Annotated in this window: 15 protein-coding genes; 6 read left to right on the top strand and 9 right to left on the bottom strand. The window is 71.9% G+C overall.

Features of this window, described 5'->3' with window-relative positions; translation table 11 throughout:
* Positions 1-707: response regulator (locus HG543_RS39990; RefSeq protein WP_343073557.1), on the top strand; the 707-nt coding region annotated here is incomplete at its 5' end.
* A gap of 16 nt (positions 708-723) precedes the next feature.
* On the opposite strand, the gene HG543_RS39985 is transcribed toward HG543_RS39990, so the two are convergent.
* The 4 genes from HG543_RS39985 to HG543_RS39970 all read right to left on the bottom strand — a co-directional run bounded on the left by HG543_RS39985 (position 724) and on the right by HG543_RS39970 (position 7510).
* Positions 724-3807, bottom strand: coding sequence for a bpX6 domain-containing protein (locus tag HG543_RS39985; RefSeq protein ID WP_169350185.1), 3084 nt, complete (start codon positions 3805-3807; stop codon positions 724-726).
* A complete protein-coding gene (locus HG543_RS39980) occupies positions 3804-5645 on the bottom strand; it encodes a serine/threonine-protein kinase (protein WP_169350184.1) in 1842 nt (613 codons plus the stop codon). The genes HG543_RS39985 and HG543_RS39980 overlap by 4 nt, the downstream gene beginning before the upstream one ends.
* Positions 5642-6124 carry a bpX5 domain-containing protein gene (locus tag HG543_RS39975; RefSeq protein WP_169350183.1) on the bottom strand — a complete coding sequence of 161 codons (483 nt, stop codon included), beginning with the start codon at positions 6122-6124 and terminating at the stop codon, positions 5642-5644. Before HG543_RS39975 ends, HG543_RS39980 begins: the two co-directional genes overlap by 4 nt.
* Before the next feature lie 213 nt (positions 6125-6337).
* On the bottom strand, positions 6338-7510 hold the full coding sequence (locus HG543_RS39970; protein WP_169350182.1) for an AAA family ATPase: 1173 nt from the start codon (positions 7508-7510) through the stop codon (positions 6338-6340).
* 214 nt (positions 7511-7724) lie between these two features.
* On the opposite strand from HG543_RS39970, the gene HG543_RS39965 reads away from it, so the two are divergent.
* The 4 genes from HG543_RS39965 to HG543_RS39950 all read left to right on the top strand — a co-directional run bounded on the left by HG543_RS39965 (position 7725) and on the right by HG543_RS39950 (position 11076).
* Complete coding sequence (locus HG543_RS39965; RefSeq protein WP_169350181.1) at positions 7725-8321, top strand: hypothetical protein; 597 nt, start codon at positions 7725-7727, stop codon at positions 8319-8321.
* Positions 8322-8480: 159 nt separating this feature from the next.
* Positions 8481-9116 (top strand): hypothetical protein, encoded by a 636-nt coding sequence (locus HG543_RS39960; protein WP_169350180.1) that lies wholly within the window; start codon positions 8481-8483, stop codon positions 9114-9116.
* 185 nt (positions 9117-9301) lie between these two features.
* Complete coding sequence (locus HG543_RS39955; protein WP_169350179.1) at positions 9302-10330, top strand: serine hydrolase; 1029 nt, start codon at positions 9302-9304, stop codon at positions 10328-10330.
* Positions 10331-10374: 44 nt separating this feature from the next.
* On the top strand, positions 10375-11076 hold the full coding sequence (locus HG543_RS39950; RefSeq protein WP_169350178.1) for a YqiA/YcfP family alpha/beta fold hydrolase: 702 nt from the start codon (positions 10375-10377) through the stop codon (positions 11074-11076).
* 12 nt (positions 11077-11088) lie between these two features.
* Here HG543_RS39950 and HG543_RS39945 read toward each other — a convergent pair whose 3' ends face one another.
* The 4 genes from HG543_RS39945 to HG543_RS39930 all read right to left on the bottom strand — a co-directional run bounded on the left by HG543_RS39945 (position 11089) and on the right by HG543_RS39930 (position 14086).
* The gene (locus HG543_RS39945) at positions 11089-12183 is read right to left on the bottom strand and encodes an Rpn family recombination-promoting nuclease/putative transposase (protein ID WP_169350177.1); all 1095 of its coding nucleotides are present in this window, start codon (positions 12181-12183) and stop codon (positions 11089-11091) included.
* 130 nt (positions 12184-12313) lie between these two features.
* Positions 12314-12916, bottom strand: coding sequence for a hypothetical protein (locus HG543_RS39940; protein ID WP_169350176.1), 603 nt, complete (start codon positions 12914-12916; stop codon positions 12314-12316).
* A gap of 16 nt (positions 12917-12932) precedes the next feature.
* Entirely contained in the window at positions 12933-13364 is a 432-nt protein-coding gene (locus tag HG543_RS39935) for a hypothetical protein (RefSeq protein WP_169350175.1), read from the bottom strand.
* A gap of 26 nt (positions 13365-13390) precedes the next feature.
* Positions 13391-14086 carry a hypothetical protein gene (locus HG543_RS39930; protein ID WP_169350174.1) on the bottom strand — a complete coding sequence of 232 codons (696 nt, stop codon included), beginning with the start codon at positions 14084-14086 and terminating at the stop codon, positions 13391-13393.
* Between the two features lie 169 nt (positions 14087-14255).
* Here HG543_RS39930 and HG543_RS39925 point away from each other — a divergent pair, with 169 nt between their 5' ends.
* Positions 14256-14921, top strand: a complete 666-nt coding sequence (locus HG543_RS39925) for an esterase family protein (protein WP_246357633.1) — start codon at positions 14256-14258, stop codon at positions 14919-14921.
* Between the two features lie 29 nt (positions 14922-14950).
* On the opposite strand, the gene HG543_RS39920 is transcribed toward HG543_RS39925, so the two are convergent.
* Positions 14951-16202, bottom strand: a 1252-nt coding sequence (locus tag HG543_RS39920; RefSeq protein WP_169350172.1) for an MATE family efflux transporter, incomplete at its 5' end; no start/stop codon positions are given.

Below are 16202 nucleotides of genomic sequence, written 5' to 3'. Positions count from 1 at the left end.
CCCCCCTGTCGTGCCCCATGTCCCCGCCCGTCCAGCACCTGCTCCTCGTCGAAGACGACTCCACCTGGCGCAACCGCCTGGGTGAGGCCGCTCGTGCCGAGGGTTTCGTCGTGTCCCATGCCACGGACGGCGTGGAGGCGCTGGAGTGGCTGCGCAGCCATCCCCGCGCCGGCCACCCCGACCTCATCCTGCTGGACCTGGTGCTGCCGCGGATGGACGGGTGGGAGCTGTACGGCCAGCTCCGCACGAGCGAGCGGCTGCGGCACCTGTCGGTGTTGATGTTCTCCGAGTCGCTGAGTGGAGAGGAGTCGCCGCTGAGTGGCGTGGTGGGCTTCCTGCGCAAGCCCCACGCGCCGGAGGCGATGCTCCACCAGCTGCGCGCGACCCTGCGGTACCTGCCCGAGCCCGCTCCCCGCGAGCCCTCCGGCCCCTACGCGCTGCGGCTGTCGGAGAACGTGGCCCTCTCGCTGCGCCTGTTGCCCGGGAGCGTGGGCCACGCGGTGCGGCTGCACCTGCTGCGCGCGGCGGAGCTGGTGGGCGGCGAGCTGCCCATGGCCTCCACGTGGCTGCATGCGCTGCCGGGCACCCCGCCGTCGCTGCTGGTGACGGTGGAGGGCGTGCGGGTGGTGCTGGAGGTGGACGACGAGCGGCGCGAGCTCACCGCCACCTCCGCCGACGTGCCGCCCCACCTGCTGCGCGCGTCCTGAAGCCGCGCCCCTTCGCTCACGTCACGGCCACGTGCTGGAGCGTGCCCTGCTCCATGTCCAGCACCAGCAGCCGGCCGAGTGAATCGAAGGCCAGCAGCGAGGTGGTGGTGAGGCGCACGCGCGGGGCGGCGCCCTCGAAGGTGAGCGTGGCCCGCTCGCCGCCATGCACGCCCGACAAGTGGAGCCACCAGTGCTCGTCGCGGCGCACCACGTCCGCGCGCCACGACTCGGTGAGGATGAAGTCCTCGCGTCCCTCCCGCTGGTCCGTGGGCAGCCACGGCTTGCGGCCGGTGGTGGGACTCAGCCAGCGGAGCCAGACCTCGTGCGTCAGCGAGGGAGCGGCTTCGGGGGGCTGCTCGGGGAGGACTCCCACGAGGGTCACCGCCTCGCCGTCCGCGGTCAGCGAGGCGGCCATGAGGAAGGGCTTGCCGGGGGTCGGAGGCTTCGGCACCTCGCCGCGCGCGCGCAGCGTGGGGCCCTGGGCCAGCTCGTAGGTCCACCGCTCCACGTCCGCCCCGCCGTGGGTGAGGAAGCTCAGCCGTGTCGCATCCACGGCGAAGGCGAGCACCCGGCCCGGCAGCTCCGGTACCCGCCAGAGGGAGCGCAGGTCGGCGGCGAGGGCGTCCACCATCATCACCGTGCCCTCGAAGGCGGCGAACCAGGTGCTGCCGTCATAGGTGGAAGCCCAGGAGTCCAGCCGCGCGTCGCACCACGCGGTGGCCCGGCGCGCCAGCAGGTCCAGCCGGGACAGCCGCCACACCTCGCCGCGCGGCGCGAGCGCCAGTGCCCGGTCCCCATTCACCGAGGACACGAGCGAGAAGGCCGGCACGTCGAAGTGGGCCACCGTCCGGCCGTCCGCGCGCACCAGCCGCGCGCCCGCCTCGCCCAGCGCGAGCAGCAGCCGCCCGTCCGGCAGCGCCACCGCGTCGTGGATGGGAAGGGGCCCCGCGTCCGACGCGCGGACCGTGGCGACGAAGTGCCAGGGTTTGTAGGGAGGGTTGGGCAGCGGAGGCAGGTCCGCGCGCAGCGTGCCGTCCGGGGCACCGTGCAGCAGGCGGGTGATGAAGTCGGGCGGGAAGCCGGCGCGGCGGGCGGCGCTGTCGCGCAGCAGCGCGCGCGCCGTGGGCACCAGGAGCGCGGAGCGGTTCGGCGACGAGGCCTCGCCCGACAGGGTGAGGCCGAAGTCGTAGCGCTCGGGAGCCCGCTCCGGGGAGTCGTCCTCGAGGAGCTCCCGCACGCGGGCGCCCGCGGTCTCCAGCCCGTCGGGGAAGGCGCTGGCCCACAGCGCGAGCATCCGTGCCCCGTTGGCGCCACCGCACTCCGCGCCCCGCTCCACCCAGGCGCGGGCGAGATGGCGGGCCTCGGTGACGGGCCAGATGGCGCGCACCGCCTGGGCCCAATCCCCGGCCTCGGCGAGCGACTCCGCCCAGAGCCGTCTCAGCTCGATGGCCTCCTGGGGATGCGTGTTCGACAGGCGCAGCACCGCGTCCGCGAAGGCACCGCTGCGCCGGGCGATGGCCGTCGCGCGCGCCACGTCCTTCGCGAGGAACCACTGGCGCACCACGAGGCCGGGGGGCAGGTTCCGGCTCTCGGCCAGCTCGGCCGCGAGGCGGAGGCGCCCGTGCCTTTCGAGGAAGGAGACGGCCTGCTCGCTCGCGCCGAGCAGCTCGGCGAGGACGAAGGCCGCCTCGTCGATGCGGCCCTCGCGTTCGAGGCGGCGGAAGGCCTCCAGGTAACGCGCCTTGAGCGCGGCGAACACCTCCTGGCCGCTGCCGAAGAGGGTGGCGTGGCCAGCAGAGCTCGTCCGGATGGAGAGCGTCTCGCGGGGGCCGGGCAGGCCGAGCGCCACGCGCGTGTTCTCGTCCGGCATACCGCTGCCCAGGGGGATGGCGTGGCGCAGCGCCTCCTGGAGGTCGCCGTCCTCGAACATCTCGAAGAGGCGTCGCACGTACTCCGCCTTGCGCCGGCCCAGCAGCTCGCCGAGCGGCGTGTGGCGGAGCATCCACTCGGACATGCGAGACATCAGACTCGGGCCGGGGGGCTCCACGCGAGTGCCGGGAGGGACCTCGGTGGAGCCGCCGCGGGTGCTGGCCATGGCGCTCCCGGGCTCCGCGCCGGAGCGCGTGAAGAGGGACGACAGCCACCGGCGAAGCAGCGAGGGCCGGCGGGACGTGGACGCGGAGGAGCGCGGCCCGTTGCCCGCGGGACGAGCCGTGCTCGAGGACAATGCACGCGGCTGGGCCTCGCCCCGCTGGAACCACGCGGCGAGCCGCGCGAGCAGACCGGGACGAGCGGTCGCGAGCGCGGAGTCCGAGCCCGACGCGTCCGTGCTGGAGAGTCGTCGCGGCAGGCCAGGACGGGATGCACCGCCCGCCGCCGAGGCACGACCCGAAAGCGCCGCGCGCAGCCGCGCGAGCAACCCGGCGCGGTGCACGGCCAGGGCCCTTCCATCGCGAGGAGCCGGCGTGGCCCCACGCACACCGAGGAAGGCGGCGCGCAGCCGGGCCAGCAGCCCCGGCCGCCGGGCCACCACGACCTCCTCCGGAGGAGCCTTGCCCTGCATGCGCGCCATCATCGCTCGCGCCTCAGGGGAGAGCGGGGGCACGGAACCGTAGGACGCGCGCGCGGGCGGAGAAACGGGCTCCAGCGTCGGCACGGGCGGCGGCGGCGCGCCCAGGCCGCGCACGGGCACCGTCAGCCACCCGGACACGTCGAGCCACTCGGACAGGTCCACCGCGGGCGCACCGGACAGCGGATGCACCCGCGCCACACCCGCGCGCACCAGCACCACCGAGCCCTCACCGGCGGTCAGGTGCTCGCGCTCGGTGGCGGACAGGGGCGCGGAGGACAGCACGCCCCGCTCCAGCGTGAGCGGCAGTCCCGGAGCGGCGTCGCTGGCGAGGGCGCGAGGCTGGGGCAGCCGGAGCAGATAGCCGCCAGCCACGGCATGCACGGAGGCCGCGGGCGACCACGCGGCGAGCACGCGCCGCCGCGCCTCGCCCTCACCGAGCAGCGTGGGGTCGAACCAGAGGGCCGCCGCGCGAACCGTGCCCCGGTGCAGGTGCAGGCGAGGCCGGAGAGAGGAGGACGCGCCGCTCATTCGCCCGCTCCTGGCGGCTCATGGAACAGGATTCCGCCGTCGCGCAGGTTGCTCAGCATCAGCCCGCCCTCCTTCGGCCTCCACCCGATGAGGGGCGCGCCATGGCTGGCTTGAATCTGCTCCACGTCCCCCGGGAGCACCATCACCTTGTATTGCCTCTTGCAGCTGAACAGCCAGACGGTGCGCCGGTCCTTGTCGAGCGCCAGCACGCCGAAGTCCCGAGGTTGCTCGCGGCAGGAGCCCGCGCCGAACACCTGCGCCTCCGTGGGGACGCGCACGTCCAGTTCGCCGCTCGCGATGACCATGCGCCACAGCCCCGGCTCGCTACGGACCGCGAGCACTCCCGGCACGCCATCGTCGTGGTTGTCCGTATAGGCGAAGTACGCCCGCTTCCCCTCCACGCCGAACCGCCGGGAGTCCACACGCTCCTTGTCCACGACGACGCCCCATGCGCCGGGCGCCACGTCCGCCGCGTCCGGGGGCGCGGAGCGCGTCACGAAACAGACCTTGCGGCCCACCTCGGCCGCGGCGGTGACCTGCGTGGCCACGCGCGAGAGCGTGACACGCCGGGTGCCCTCCTCTTCGTCGACGAGGAAGAGACTCTCGTCCACGTAGGACAGCAGCAGGAGGCGCTCGCCGCCAAAGGCATCCACGGAGCTCAACAGCCGGCCCAGGGGCTGCCCCTTCAGGAGCGGTGTCGGGTGCACGCCCGTATCGCGAGACGTGAAGAGGGCCTCCGGGGGCTTCCCGGCCGCGTTCCGACGAACCTTGCCGTGGAGCCCATAAGCGCCGCTGCGCTCATTCCGAGTGAGGAGGATGAGGCCGCCGTTGTAGCGCCAGCCAGCGCCCAGCACCGTCTGCTCGCGAGGAGGCGTCACTCGCCGCGGCTTGGGCACGGTGGCGCGCGCCGAGTGCGGAATGGCCATGGCCCCCACGCTGCCGTCGATCCGCTGGAGCAGCAGCCGGTGGCCGTCCGCGGAGAAGGAGAACCAGCGCAGGGGCGGCACCTGTCCCCGCCCGGACGAGGCGATGGGTGGCGGGCGGGTCTGCTGGAACGGGTCCCTCAGCAGACGCACGCAGGTGTCCGGAGGAGGAAGGTCCAGCGTCACGGAGCGCTCGGCGCGGGAAGCGGGCCGCACCCGCACCGCGAGCCGCCGGGCGTCGGTGGCGAGCACCTCGGACACCTCCACGCGAGACAGGCCCGAGGCACCGGGCAGCCGGGCCAGGCGCGCGTCGCCCACGAGCCACGCATCCTCCGGGGCCGCGTCGAGGGACAGCGCGCTCCGCCACGCGGCGAGCCGGGCCTCCGTGGGAAGTTCCGCCGTGCGGGCGGCGAGCCACGTGCCGAGGGTGGCGGGCGTCACGTCGGAGAAGGCGCCCTGCCCGGGGTCGGACTGGAGCACGCCCCAGGAGAAGGCGGCGCCCGCGGCCTCGGCGCGGCGGGACAGGACGATGAGGAGCGCGAGGTGGGCGATGCGAGGCGCCCCGAGCTGGTCGGGCCCCGCGTCCAGCAGCACCACGGTGCGGCGCGCGCCCTGGGGCTGGCGGAAGGCGGGCTTGAGGAAGGACAGCTCACCGAAGGCGGCGCGGCGCACCAGCTCGTCGGGGGACTCCAGGGCCCACAGCCACTCGCTCACGAGGAGCCGGTCGAAGGTGCCGCGGCGGGTGAGGCCGTCATAGCCCTGCGGCTCGCCACCCTCGGTCTCGCCCCGGGGGCGCAGCGAGCCGAGCGCCGCGGACAGCCGCGCCACATGGGGGCCCAGGTGCAGGGCCAGGTCCTCGGGGAACAGCGAGAGCTGCGACGCCCAGGGCCGCAGCGCGGGAGGCAGCGCGCTCACGGCCTCACCCCGGTGCGGGACGTGGCCGGAGCCGGCTCCAGCCACGCGGTGAGCGTCGCGCGAGCCACCGGGCGGGCCGCGTTCACGGAGACGAGATGGCCCGACGCGGGCAGCACGGCCACCGGCGTGCCCATCCTCCCGGCATGGGCGAGCAGCGCGCGCTCCAGCATGGAGGCAGCCACATCGGGCGCCAGCGCGCAGGGCAGCAGCAGCGACGGCGCGGTGGAGTCCCTGCCGAGATACACGGCGCCATCCACCCACGGCAGCGAGCCCGCGGGGCCGAGCAGGATGAGGACACCCGGGCCCGCCACCCCACTCCACGTGGCGAGGCGCGCGTCGTCCTCGGTGAGCAACCGGCGCGCGAGCGCGAACGCCACGGGCCCTTCTCCCGCGACGGCGAGCGGCTCCAGCGGCTCGGCGCGCGGGCCCCAGCGCACCGGGATGCGCGCGGATGCATTGTCCTGACGCTCGCTGCTCATGTTCGTCCGCGTCATCTCCGTTCCCACCGGGGGAACAGCCCTTCCATCTGACTCACGTCCGTGCCCCGCCGCTCGCCCACGCACTCTTCGTTCCCGCTACGGCAACGGCTCTCTCTGCTTGCCATCCGCGCCGCGTCTGCCGGCTGCGCGGCTCGCTCGTTCCAGCTCCGCACCGGGGCCTCATGCAACACCCCACCCGGCTCACCACACCGCTCAGGCCGCCACGTTCGCGGGGGCCTCGGGCGCGCCGGGCGACAGCACCTCGGACAGCCGCGCGCGCAGTGCCTTCAACGCCTCGGGCAGAGACTCGGGCGCGAAGCCCGCGTCCATTTCCCGAGCCACGCCCTCCAGCTTCAGACGCCACGCGGCGAGCGCCTCGGCATTCCCTTCCGCCGGCCGCTCCGACAGGAGCACCTCGCCCGCGCTGGCGATGCGCTGCGCCCGGGCCAGCGGCCCCGCGCTCGCCTCCAGCGCCGCGGCGGCCAGGGCCGGGTTCTCCGACGCCGAGAGCAGCTCCCGCAGCACGTCGCGCGCGAGCGCCTGCGCCTCCTTGGTGGGCACCGCATAGACGAGCGGCCACAGGTCCGCGGTGCTCGGCACGCGCCGGCCCGCCAGGGCGGCGGCGGAGGCAATCAGCTTCTGCACCTTCACCGCGCGCCGGTCCGACAGGCCGATGCCCGCTGCGCGCAACGAGCGCAGCGCATGCGCCAGATGCGGGCGCACGGAAGCGAGGTCCGCTTCGCGAGCCACCTGGGCGAGCACGTCCAGGGACTCCAGCGAGGTGGCGCGAGCCTCGCCCTCGCCCCACAGCGAGGCGCCGCCCGCGAGCAGCTCCTCCAGCCGGGGGTCGGGCACGGGCTCGACGAAGATGCGGGTGAGGAAGCGGTCGGCGAACGCGGCGAGCGAGTCATCCTCGGGCAGCGCGTTGGAGGCGCCCACACAGACGCGCAGCGGGCAGCGCATGCGGGTGTGGCCGCGCCGGAAGGTGCGCTCGTTGAGGATGCCGAGCAGCGTGTTGAGGATGGCGGTGGAGCCGAGGAAGACCTCGTCGAGGAAGGCGACCTCGGCCTCGGGCAGCATGCCGGAGGTCTCCGTCTCCACGAGCCCCTCGCGCAGCTTGCGCAGGTCGACGGGGCCGAACAGCTCGGACGGCTCGGTGAAGCGGCCCAGGAGGTACTCGAAGTAGGAGCCGCCCAGCGCGCGAGCGGTGCGGCGCACGGCCTCGCTCTTCGCGGTACCGGGAGGACCGATGACGAGCAGGTGCTCGCCGGCCACGGCGGACAGGGCCACCAGCTCCACCATGGCCTCGCGCTCGACGAGCCCTCGCCCGGCGTCGGTGAGGGCATCGCGGACGGCGGAGGCGGCGGTTTCGAAGGTGACAGACATGGGAGCAGAGCCTATCCGCCGGGCTCGGCCGGCGCGAAGAGCACCCGCCGTGACAGGGGGCCCCTCCAGTGAGTGGAATCCCGCATGACCGGTGCCTGGTGGCGAACGCGGGTGCCTCCCGGTGACGGAGGGCCGTCGGGTTTCATGACGGGGCCGTGGAAGAACGGGCCTCGGCGCTCCCGGGAGGTGGCCCGGCGAGCGTAGACTGCGGCGCATGAGAACGCTGTGGAAGTCGGTGGCGCTGGTGGGCGTGCTGGGGTTGGGAACGGAAGCGGTGGCGGAGGGCTGGCATGGGTACGCCTCGCTGGGAGCGGGCATCACGCTGGACCACCTGAGCGACTTCCACGCGAAGGGGCCGGCGCTGCACGGGTACCTGGGCGTGGAGTCACCGCCGGGTCTGTCCCTGGGCCTGCTGGCCGAAATCTCGGAGACGTGGGCGCAGCAGCGCTTCCCCACGTCGGCGGACCCGAACCGGCTGGAGCGGGCGCAGCTCGACTACAAGGCGGTGGGCATCGAGGCGCGGCTGCGCTTCTTCCGGGACAAGCCCTTCAACCCGTGGGTGGGCGCGCGCCTGTCGAAGAGCTGGTCGAGCTCGTTCACCCCGAACGAGGTGGGAACGCTGCTGCGGGAGAACATCGACACGACGAGCATGGCCTTCCGCGTGGGTATCGATGGCTGGTTCAACCAGTACCTGGGCCTGTCGGTGGCCACGGCCTTCCAGTTCTGCGACGTGAAGTTCACCGAGGAGGCCATCAAGGAGTGCGCGGAGCCGCTGCACTCGGTGATTGCCGGGCCCGTGCTCAGGTTCTGAGCACACGGCCATTCCGTGCGGATGCAGGCGGCCCGGCGAGCGCTTGATGTCCCGTCCGCCATCCCATGAGGGGGGCGTCCCGGCGGGCCCACATCTGTTCGTTCCGCGACACGCGACCCAACTTCCCGTCCAGCAGACCCAGCTCAGACGGGGATGACCATGAAAGTCGTAGGACTGATCGCGGCCGTCGTGCTGCTCGGCACCGGTTGCGCGCACGACCAGAACAAACCAGACGACACGACGACGACGACACCACCGACCACGGGGACGAGCAGCACGGGCACGGCCCAGGCCTCGGCGCCCGTGGCGCAGGCGCCTCGACAGCCCGCGATGGACTGCAGGGTGGTGGGCACTGGTGGGTCGGGACAGCAGTCTGTCTCGGCGGCGTCGAAGCCTGAAATCGAAACCCAGGCTCCGCGGACCAGTGGCGTAGGGGTCCAGCAGCCCACGCCGACGCCGGCTCCGGCTCCCGACACGTCGAGCCTGGGCACCGCGAGCAACGCGCCGCCCGCGCCGCCTCCCGCGCCGACGCCGGCTCCGGCTCCGGACACTTCGAGCCTCGGCACCGCGAGCAACACGCCACCCGCCACGCCTCCGGCTCCCGACACGCGGCCCGCGCCCGAGTCCCCGGACACGGCCGCCACGGCCCAGCAGTCTCCCTCGGAGCTGGACACGGCGTCGCCCGCCGAAGCGCCCGAGACGGATGAGAACGCCACCGGCATCGGCGGTGCGGGACAGCAGGCCACGCCCACCGAGAGCGAGGACACGGGCCTTGCCGGAGGTGGTGGGGGGTGAGCCCCGACAGGGCCACTCACTGACCCGGACGCATGGATGAACACCTCACGTGGCTGCAGCGACAGCGGAGGTTCGCCACGCGCCCGGGCTCCCGCCTTTCGGCGGAGGCACGCATCCTGACATTCGGCTCGCAGATGAACGCCTTACATGGCGGCATCGGAAGAAGACAGTGGCCATGCCTCCTCATGGCTCTGCTCCTCACGCTCGCCGGTGCCGCCAGCGCCGCACCCACGGAGCCTGAACGGACTCCGTGGGTCTCCGTGCTGCACGAGGGCGTCACGGCCGCGGCGAGCGACTTCCCCGGTCAGCTGGCGCTCTACGTGCGCGACGTCCGCACGGGCGCGACGTACGAGCACAACGCGGAGGTGCCCATGTACCTCTCCTCGGCCATCAAGGTGGCCGTGATGCTGGAGGTCCTGCGCCAGGTGGACGCGGGGACGCTCACGCTCCAGACGCGGCTCGTCTTCGGTCCCGAGGACGTCCGCGATGGCATGCGCCCGATGGCGAAGGTGCCGCGAGGCACCGAGCTGACCGTGGCCACGCTGCTCGAATACATGATGGTCCACAGCGACAACGCGGCGGCGGACATGCTCATCGAGCAGGTGGGCATCGACAACGTGAACGCCGACCTGGAGCGGCGCGACGTGCGATTCGGCCCCCTCGTCACGCTGCTCGATGATCGCCAGCGCATCTACGGCAAGCTGTCGCCGGAAGGCGCGGAAGTGACGCCACCCCAGGTACGTGAGCTGGGCCGGCGCAACTCGCTCGCCGCGCGAGCAAGGACCCTGTCCGAAGTGCTGGGTCACTCGCCCGCCTGGAGCGGGCACGAGCTGGAAGCGGCGTTCCGCGCCTTCTACGCGGAGGGCACCAACTCCGCGCCCATGCGCGAAGTGGGCCGGCTGCTGGAGCAGGTGGCCCGCTGCGAGGGCCTGAGGCCGGCGTCTTGCGAGCGCGCGCAGACACTGATGCGAAACTGCGACACGGGCCGGTCGAGAATCCGCGCGGGGCTCCCGGACACGGCAAGCTGGGCGCACAAGACGGGCACGCAGCACCAGCGAGCCTGTGACGTGGGCATCCTGGAGTTCCAACCGGGCCGCCCCATCATCGTGGCTGCCTGCACCCGAGGCTTCCGGCGCGTCGCGGAAGCAGAGCAACTGCTGGCCCGAATCGGGAGCACGCTCACCCAGGCCTTCGAGGCCACGCCCGTGCCCTGAATGTCGCACGCCATCCCCGCACGCGGCGGTTACAGTGCTCTCCCATGAGCACGCCGCCTCCCGTTCCCGCGCCCCAAAATCTCCGCTGGCTGTACCTGCACGGCTTCGCCTCGGGGCCGGACTCGACGAAGGGCGTGGCGGTGGCGAAGCACTACGAAGCCCAGGGCATCCACGTCGAGCGCCTCAACCTCCGCGTGCCGTCGATGGAGCAACTCCGCCTGAGCGCGATGCTGGACACGGTGCGCGAGGCCATCGGCGGGGCCGAGGATCGCGCGGTCCTCTTCGGCTCCAGCCTGGGAGGTCTCACCGCCGCCCGCGTCGCGGAACAGGACCCGCGAGTCTGCGCGCTGGTGCTGCTGGCGCCAGCGTTCCGTGTGGTGGACCAGCTCCACCGCCGCATGGGGGACGCGGCGTGGAAGCACTGGCAGACGTCGGGATTCATCGAGACGGACGACTTCGCGGAGAAGCGCAAGGTGCGCATCCACTCCGACTTCATCCCGGACGCGGAGGCGGTGGACGCGCGCACGGGAGGCTGGCCCGACGTGCGAGTCCCCACGCTGATCATCCACGGGAGCACGGATGACACCTGCAACATCGAATACTCCCGCCAGTGGGCCAGGGGCCGGAGGCACGTGCGCCTCGTGGAGGTGAAGGACGGGCACGAGCTGACCGCGTCCCTCCCCCGCATCACCGCCGAGTCCGACGACTTCCTCCGAGCATGGGGAACGAGCCCGCGCAGCGCGTGAGGACGTGGCGGGCTACTGCGCCTGCTCGCCGAACAACACCGAGAGGCTGGTGGCGTTGATGGACCTGCTCAACCAGCGGTCCAGCGTGGCCAGGTCCTTACAGGTGAGGATGCGCAGCCGGGCCCACTCCTCCACCTGCACGTCCCGCGCGGCCAGGATTCGCAGGATGGACTCGGCACGTCCGAGGAGGACTCCCTCCTCACGGCCCTTTGCCAGCCCCATCTCCCGGCCCTTTGCCAGCCCCATCTCCCGGCCCTTTGCCAGGCCCTCCGCCCGGCCCTCTTCCCGCCCCCGCGCCAGGCCTTGCTGGAGCCCCTCCTCCATGAGTTCCTCACCCCAGCCACGCATGAGTTCCTCCGTTCGCTGCTGACCCAGCATCGAATTTAGCACCCGCCCGGTCGCTTCACGCGCCGCCTTGTTCCCCACCAGCAGAAGGTAGCGGATGACCACAATCAGTTGCTCGGCGCCTTCGGGGCCTGCCTGCACCTGAGAGAAGAGAGCCACCCACTCCGGCATTTTCAGAACCAGTTCACTGCTCCGCCCATACCGCAATGTCAGCCACGCCAGCCGGACCAGCGGCGGACCAGGGCGTGCCCTCAGCGCCTCTTCCCGCTCGGCCGTCAGGTCATCGAGCAGATACTCGAAGCGCGGCGCCAGTGCCTGCCACCGTTCCTTCGACTCTTCAGGCAACCCGAAGAGTTCCTCCACCCGGCGCGGCGCCGTCCAGCCCCCTTCCGGCCCGTGGTACATGACGAGCGGCACGACGAGCGGGAGCACGGTGCTGTCCGGGTTTTCCTGTCGCCAGCGCTCCAGCAGGCGCACCACGTAGCGCAGCATGCGCAGCGCCATCCATCGGTCCACCGAGGACTGGTGCTCCAGCAGCACGTACAGCAACAACGGGTGGCCGGTGCGCAGGCGCGCGGTGAAGAGCAGATCGCTCTCGGTCTCCCGGAGTTCCGGGTCCACGACGCTGCTGGACTCTCCACGCAGAGACGCCCAGTCCACTTCGGAGACGACATGCGAGGGCAGCACGGCACGCAATTCAGCGGCGGCGCGCTCGGGATTGCCAAAGGTGTAGCGGACGAAGAGGTCATGCGGTCCCGACATGATGAGCCAGGCCCAAAGCACACGGCGGGCCAGCCACGTCGGATGCGTTCACAGCCTGAGTCAGCCCCTCGTGCTCATCCAGGCCGAGCTCTCGCGGCGCCCTCCCCCACCATGAACTCCCATCCTCACGCTACGGCAGCCATTCGCTCCCTGCGAGCACCTGCATGGCGCCCCGCTCGTCATAGACGGTCGCCACCGGGCGGAACCCGTCACCATGGCTCACCGTCACGACGCGGCTGAAGCCGACGAACCCATACACCGTGCACTTCCCCGAACCCTCCAGGGAGAACACCAGCACGTCACGCGCCCACGTCGCTCCGGTCCGCTGGTTCAGGAATCGCGTCGGCCGCCATGCAGGCCCCTCCCTCCGCCCCTGGAGCGAGAGCACTTCCACACCGCTTGGCTCGACGAGGTCGATGGGAAGGGTGCAGGTCCGGTCCTCACCGCGCCTGCCTCCCGTGAGGTCAGCGACGTGCCCGATGAACCACCGGTCCCTGCCCTCGTCGTCAGGAGCACTGAAGAAGACCGCGCAGTACCCCAGCGAAGCCCCGAGCCCCACCATGCGCTCGCATCCGGCCTCGGCGAGCTCGTCGACGTCATCGTAGGGCCCCGCCAGGGCTCCTTCGTAACGGGCAAGGCCATTCGCATCCTCGCGCACCCGGACATCGAGGTCCGCGCGGGACGTCGCACAGCCTCCTACGAAAAGCAGGCTTCCCAGCACCACCCAGCGCATGAATCCCCCAGGTCACTCAACGGACGCGCAGCACGCGACCACGACCATCCACGACGTACTCGGCCCCGCCGTCGAGGATGGCTGTCTTCAATCCACACCGCTCAATCATGGGAGTGAACGCCACGTAGAAGAGGCCCTCCCCATACGGCAGCACGAGCGCGTCGTACGTCGACCTGCGCGACAGGCATTCCTCCAGGGGCGCATACCCATCCTTCCAGCGCACCTTCTTCCCCGGAGGAAGGAAGTCCCTCATCGCGACCTCGAGCGCGGCCACCGAGGGCCCCTGCAACTCCACCGCCCCTTCGAAGGACTCGGGCAACCGCACCTTCTCGCCCTCCACCGCAGGGAGCGTCTCCGGCTTCTCGAGCTTGTGGTAGCCGAAGTACGAACAGCCCCCCAGCGCCTGGCCCAGGACCATGACGACAAGCACGGCGCACAGACGACGCATGGAACCCGTCATTCTCCACCTGGTGGTCAGCGTTGCCATCCGCGTCCCTCGACGGGCCTGAAGGTACCCCACCGCCCTTCGGCCTTCCCTATCAAGAGCCAGCGCCCCTCACGCAACGCGTACACACCGCGCGTGGCATAGCTGTACTTGAACGAGCTGCACGTCCCATCCGGCTCCCTGTGGAAGACGAACAGCTCGCGCTCCCACACCCGGTCCGTCCACGCGTCATGGAAGCGGGAGACGCCGAAGGGAGACCAACCCTCGCGCCTCCCCCGCCCCAGGTCCTGCGGCGAGAACTCACGGTTGTGCGGATGGTTGTGCCCGGGCCCCAGGATGATGGTCCGCTTCCCGCCCCGCCCATCGACCATGTGATTGAGCGCGAGCGGCACTTCACAGGCCTTCACCCCGTTGGAGTCCTCACGATTGAAGTCCGAGAGGTAGCTCAGGAAGTACGCCTTCTCTTCTATCGAGTAGTACCACAGCGCGCAGTACTCCTCCCCGAGCCTTCCGTTCGTGGCGCCCGGCTGTCGCGTCATCAATTCACACGCATGAGCGGCCAGTTCCTCCGTCTGTTCGAACGGCCCCGCGGCGGGCCCATCGACTCGGAGCATTCCATTGGGCAGCCGCGTGACGCGGATGAGGGGATTGGGCGCGCCGCATCCCCAGCCGAAGCCGCCCGCCAGCAAGGCCAGGAGCGTGCCTCGTGCGCAATGCCTGAACATGCCTCCACTCCCCCGTGACGGACGGGAAGGAGGCCCCTCAGGTGTTCACTCCCACGACACCCAGGCGCTCCTGCCCGACTCCAGTGCTTGCCACCAACGCGGCGAGACTAAGCTTCCGGGCATGAACCGCGAATACCACCGCTGGAGTAGCCCGCGCCTGGGTCGGGACATGGAATTGCTCGTCTTCGGCCACACGGGCGAACCGGTGCTGCTGCTGCCCACGAGCAAGGGCCGCTTCTACCAGGCCGAGGACTTCGGCCTCATCGGCGCCATCGCCGACCGCATCCAGTCCGGCCGGTACATCGTCGTGTGTCCGGACTCGGTGGACGAGGAGTCCTGGTTCAACAAGTCCATCCACCCGCACGACCGCGTCATGCGCCACCAGCAGTGGGAGGACTACCTCCTCCACGAGGTCGTCCCGCTGCTCACCAGCCGTAGCACCGGCGGCCGTCTCACCCTCGCCGGGTGCAGCTTCGGTGGCTTCCACTCGTACAACATCGGCCTGCGCCACCCGCACGTCTTCCGCCGCCTCATCTCCATGGGCGGCAAGTTCGAGACGGACGAGTTCCTCGACGGCCACAACGACTCGGACGTCTACTTCCACTCGTGCACGCAGTGGCTGCCCGGCGTCAGCGACCCGGCCCAGCTGTCCGCCCTGCAGCGCGTGGAGATGGTCCTCGCCGTGGGCGAGCACGACTTCTGCCGCCCCTCCAACGAGCACCTCTCCAGCCTCCTGTGGAAGAAGGGCATCGGCAACCACCTCGCCGTCTGGGAAGGCGGCACCCACGACTGGCCCGTGTGGCGCCAGATGATTCAGCAGTACCTGCCCTGGTAGCGCCCGATGCCCTCGCGAGCGCCGCGCGCCTACGCCTCCAACGGGCGCAGCGTGCCGGCGCTCAGCCGGTGGAAGCGCCACAGCAGCGCCACCGCCACGGCGATGAGGCCCGCGCACAGGCCCCACCAGATGCCCACCACGCCCAGCTTCAGCCCGAAGCCCAGCAGCAGCGTCAGCGGCAGGCCGATGGCGTAGTGCCCCAACATGTTGGCCAGGAAGGTGAAGCGCGTGTCGCCCGCGCCGCGCAGCACGCCCGCGCCCACGCCCTGCACGCCGTCGAACACCTGGAACACGGCGCTCACCATCAACAGCGGCACCACCATCGGCAGCACGTCCTCCGGCGCTCCGGCCAGCTGGGCCAGCGCCTTCGGGAAGAGCGCGAACACCAGCGCCCCCAGCGCCATGAAGCCCGCGCCACCCGCGAAGGCCATGAACCCGCTCAGCCGCGCCTGCGGCGTGTTGTGCGCGCCCACCGCCCAGCCCACCCGCACGCTGCCCGCGTTGCCAATGCCCATGGCCACCGTGAACGTCACGCTCGAGAAGGAGATGGCAATCTGGTGCGCCCCCACGCTCGTCGGGCCCAGGCCGCCCGCGAGCACGCCCGCCAGCGCGAACACGCCCACCTCCGCGGCGATGTGCAGGCCAATCGGCAAGCCCACCCGCGCGGCCTGCGCCAGGTCCGCCCACACCGGCGTGCGCACCGGCCGCGCCGCCCCCTCCAGCGGCCGCGCCCGCACCGCCGCCAGGACGATGCCCAGTTGCAGCAGCGTGCACAGCGAGGTCGCCAGCGCCGAGCCCGCCACGCCCATGGCCGGCACCCACCGCAGCGGCCCGAAGTACGCCGGCAGCCCCGCCCCACCGAACACCAGCAGGATGTCCGCGCCCAGGTTGAGCACGTTGGCCGCCACGGTGGACACCACCAGCGGCCGCGTGAAGGCGGTGGACTGGAGGTACGAGCGCACCGTCAGGAAGGCCAGCATCAGCGGCATGCTGGGCGCGCGCCACAGCATGTAGTCGCGCGCGCCGGACACCACCTCCGGGCCGATGCCCGCCAGGGGCAGCAGCGCCGGCGTCACCAGCAGCAGTGAGCCCAGCAGCACGCCCGCGAACAGCGCCATCCACCCGCCCTGCCACAGCAGCGCCCGCGCCCGGCTGAACTGGCGCGCGCCCATGGCCTGGGACAGGAGCGGGTCGAAGCCCATCATCAGCCCCATGCCGAAGCTGCTGACGGCGAAGAACAGGCCGTTGCCCAGCCCCGCCGCCGCCAGCGCCGTCGTGCCC

The sequence above is a fragment of the Pyxidicoccus fallax genome (assembly GCF_012933655.1).
Classification (GTDB): domain Bacteria; phylum Myxococcota; class Myxococcia; order Myxococcales; family Myxococcaceae; genus Myxococcus; species Myxococcus fallax.
Note: the sequence above shows the minus strand (reverse complement) of the source record. Positions and strands in the feature narration are given on the sequence as shown.

Bases quoted from the DNA above. Each gene is read 5' to 3' on its own strand.
- HG543_RS39985 (WP_169350185.1), bottom strand. From the start codon at position 3,807: ATGAGCGGCGCGTCCTCCTCTCTCCGGCCTCGCCTGCACCTGCACCGG.
- HG543_RS39975 (WP_169350183.1), bottom strand. From the start codon at position 6,124: ATGAGCAGCGAGCGTCAGGACAATGCATCCGCGCGCATCCCGGTGCGC.
- HG543_RS39970 (WP_169350182.1), bottom strand. From the start codon at position 7,510: ATGTCTGTCACCTTCGAAACCGCCGCCTCCGCCGTCCGCGATGCCCTC.
- HG543_RS39965 (WP_169350181.1), top strand. From the start codon at position 7,725: ATGAGAACGCTGTGGAAGTCGGTGGCGCTGGTGGGCGTGCTGGGGTTG.
- HG543_RS39960 (WP_169350180.1), top strand. From the start codon at position 8,481: ATGAAAGTCGTAGGACTGATCGCGGCCGTCGTGCTGCTCGGCACCGGT.
- HG543_RS39955 (WP_169350179.1), top strand. From the start codon at position 9,302: ATGGCTCTGCTCCTCACGCTCGCCGGTGCCGCCAGCGCCGCACCCACG.
- HG543_RS39950 (WP_169350178.1), top strand. From the start codon at position 10,375: ATGAGCACGCCGCCTCCCGTTCCCGCGCCCCAAAATCTCCGCTGGCTG.
- HG543_RS39945 (WP_169350177.1), bottom strand. From the start codon at position 12,183: ATGTCGGGACCGCATGACCTCTTCGTCCGCTACACCTTTGGCAATCCC.
- HG543_RS39940 (WP_169350176.1), bottom strand. From the start codon at position 12,916: ATGCGCTGGGTGGTGCTGGGAAGCCTGCTTTTCGTAGGAGGCTGTGCG.
- HG543_RS39935 (WP_169350175.1), bottom strand. From the start codon at position 13,364: ATGCGTCGTCTGTGCGCCGTGCTTGTCGTCATGGTCCTGGGCCAGGCG.
- HG543_RS39930 (WP_169350174.1), bottom strand. From the start codon at position 14,086: ATGTTCAGGCATTGCGCACGAGGCACGCTCCTGGCCTTGCTGGCGGGC.
- HG543_RS39925 (WP_246357633.1), top strand. From the start codon at position 14,256: ATGGAATTGCTCGTCTTCGGCCACACGGGCGAACCGGTGCTGCTGCTG.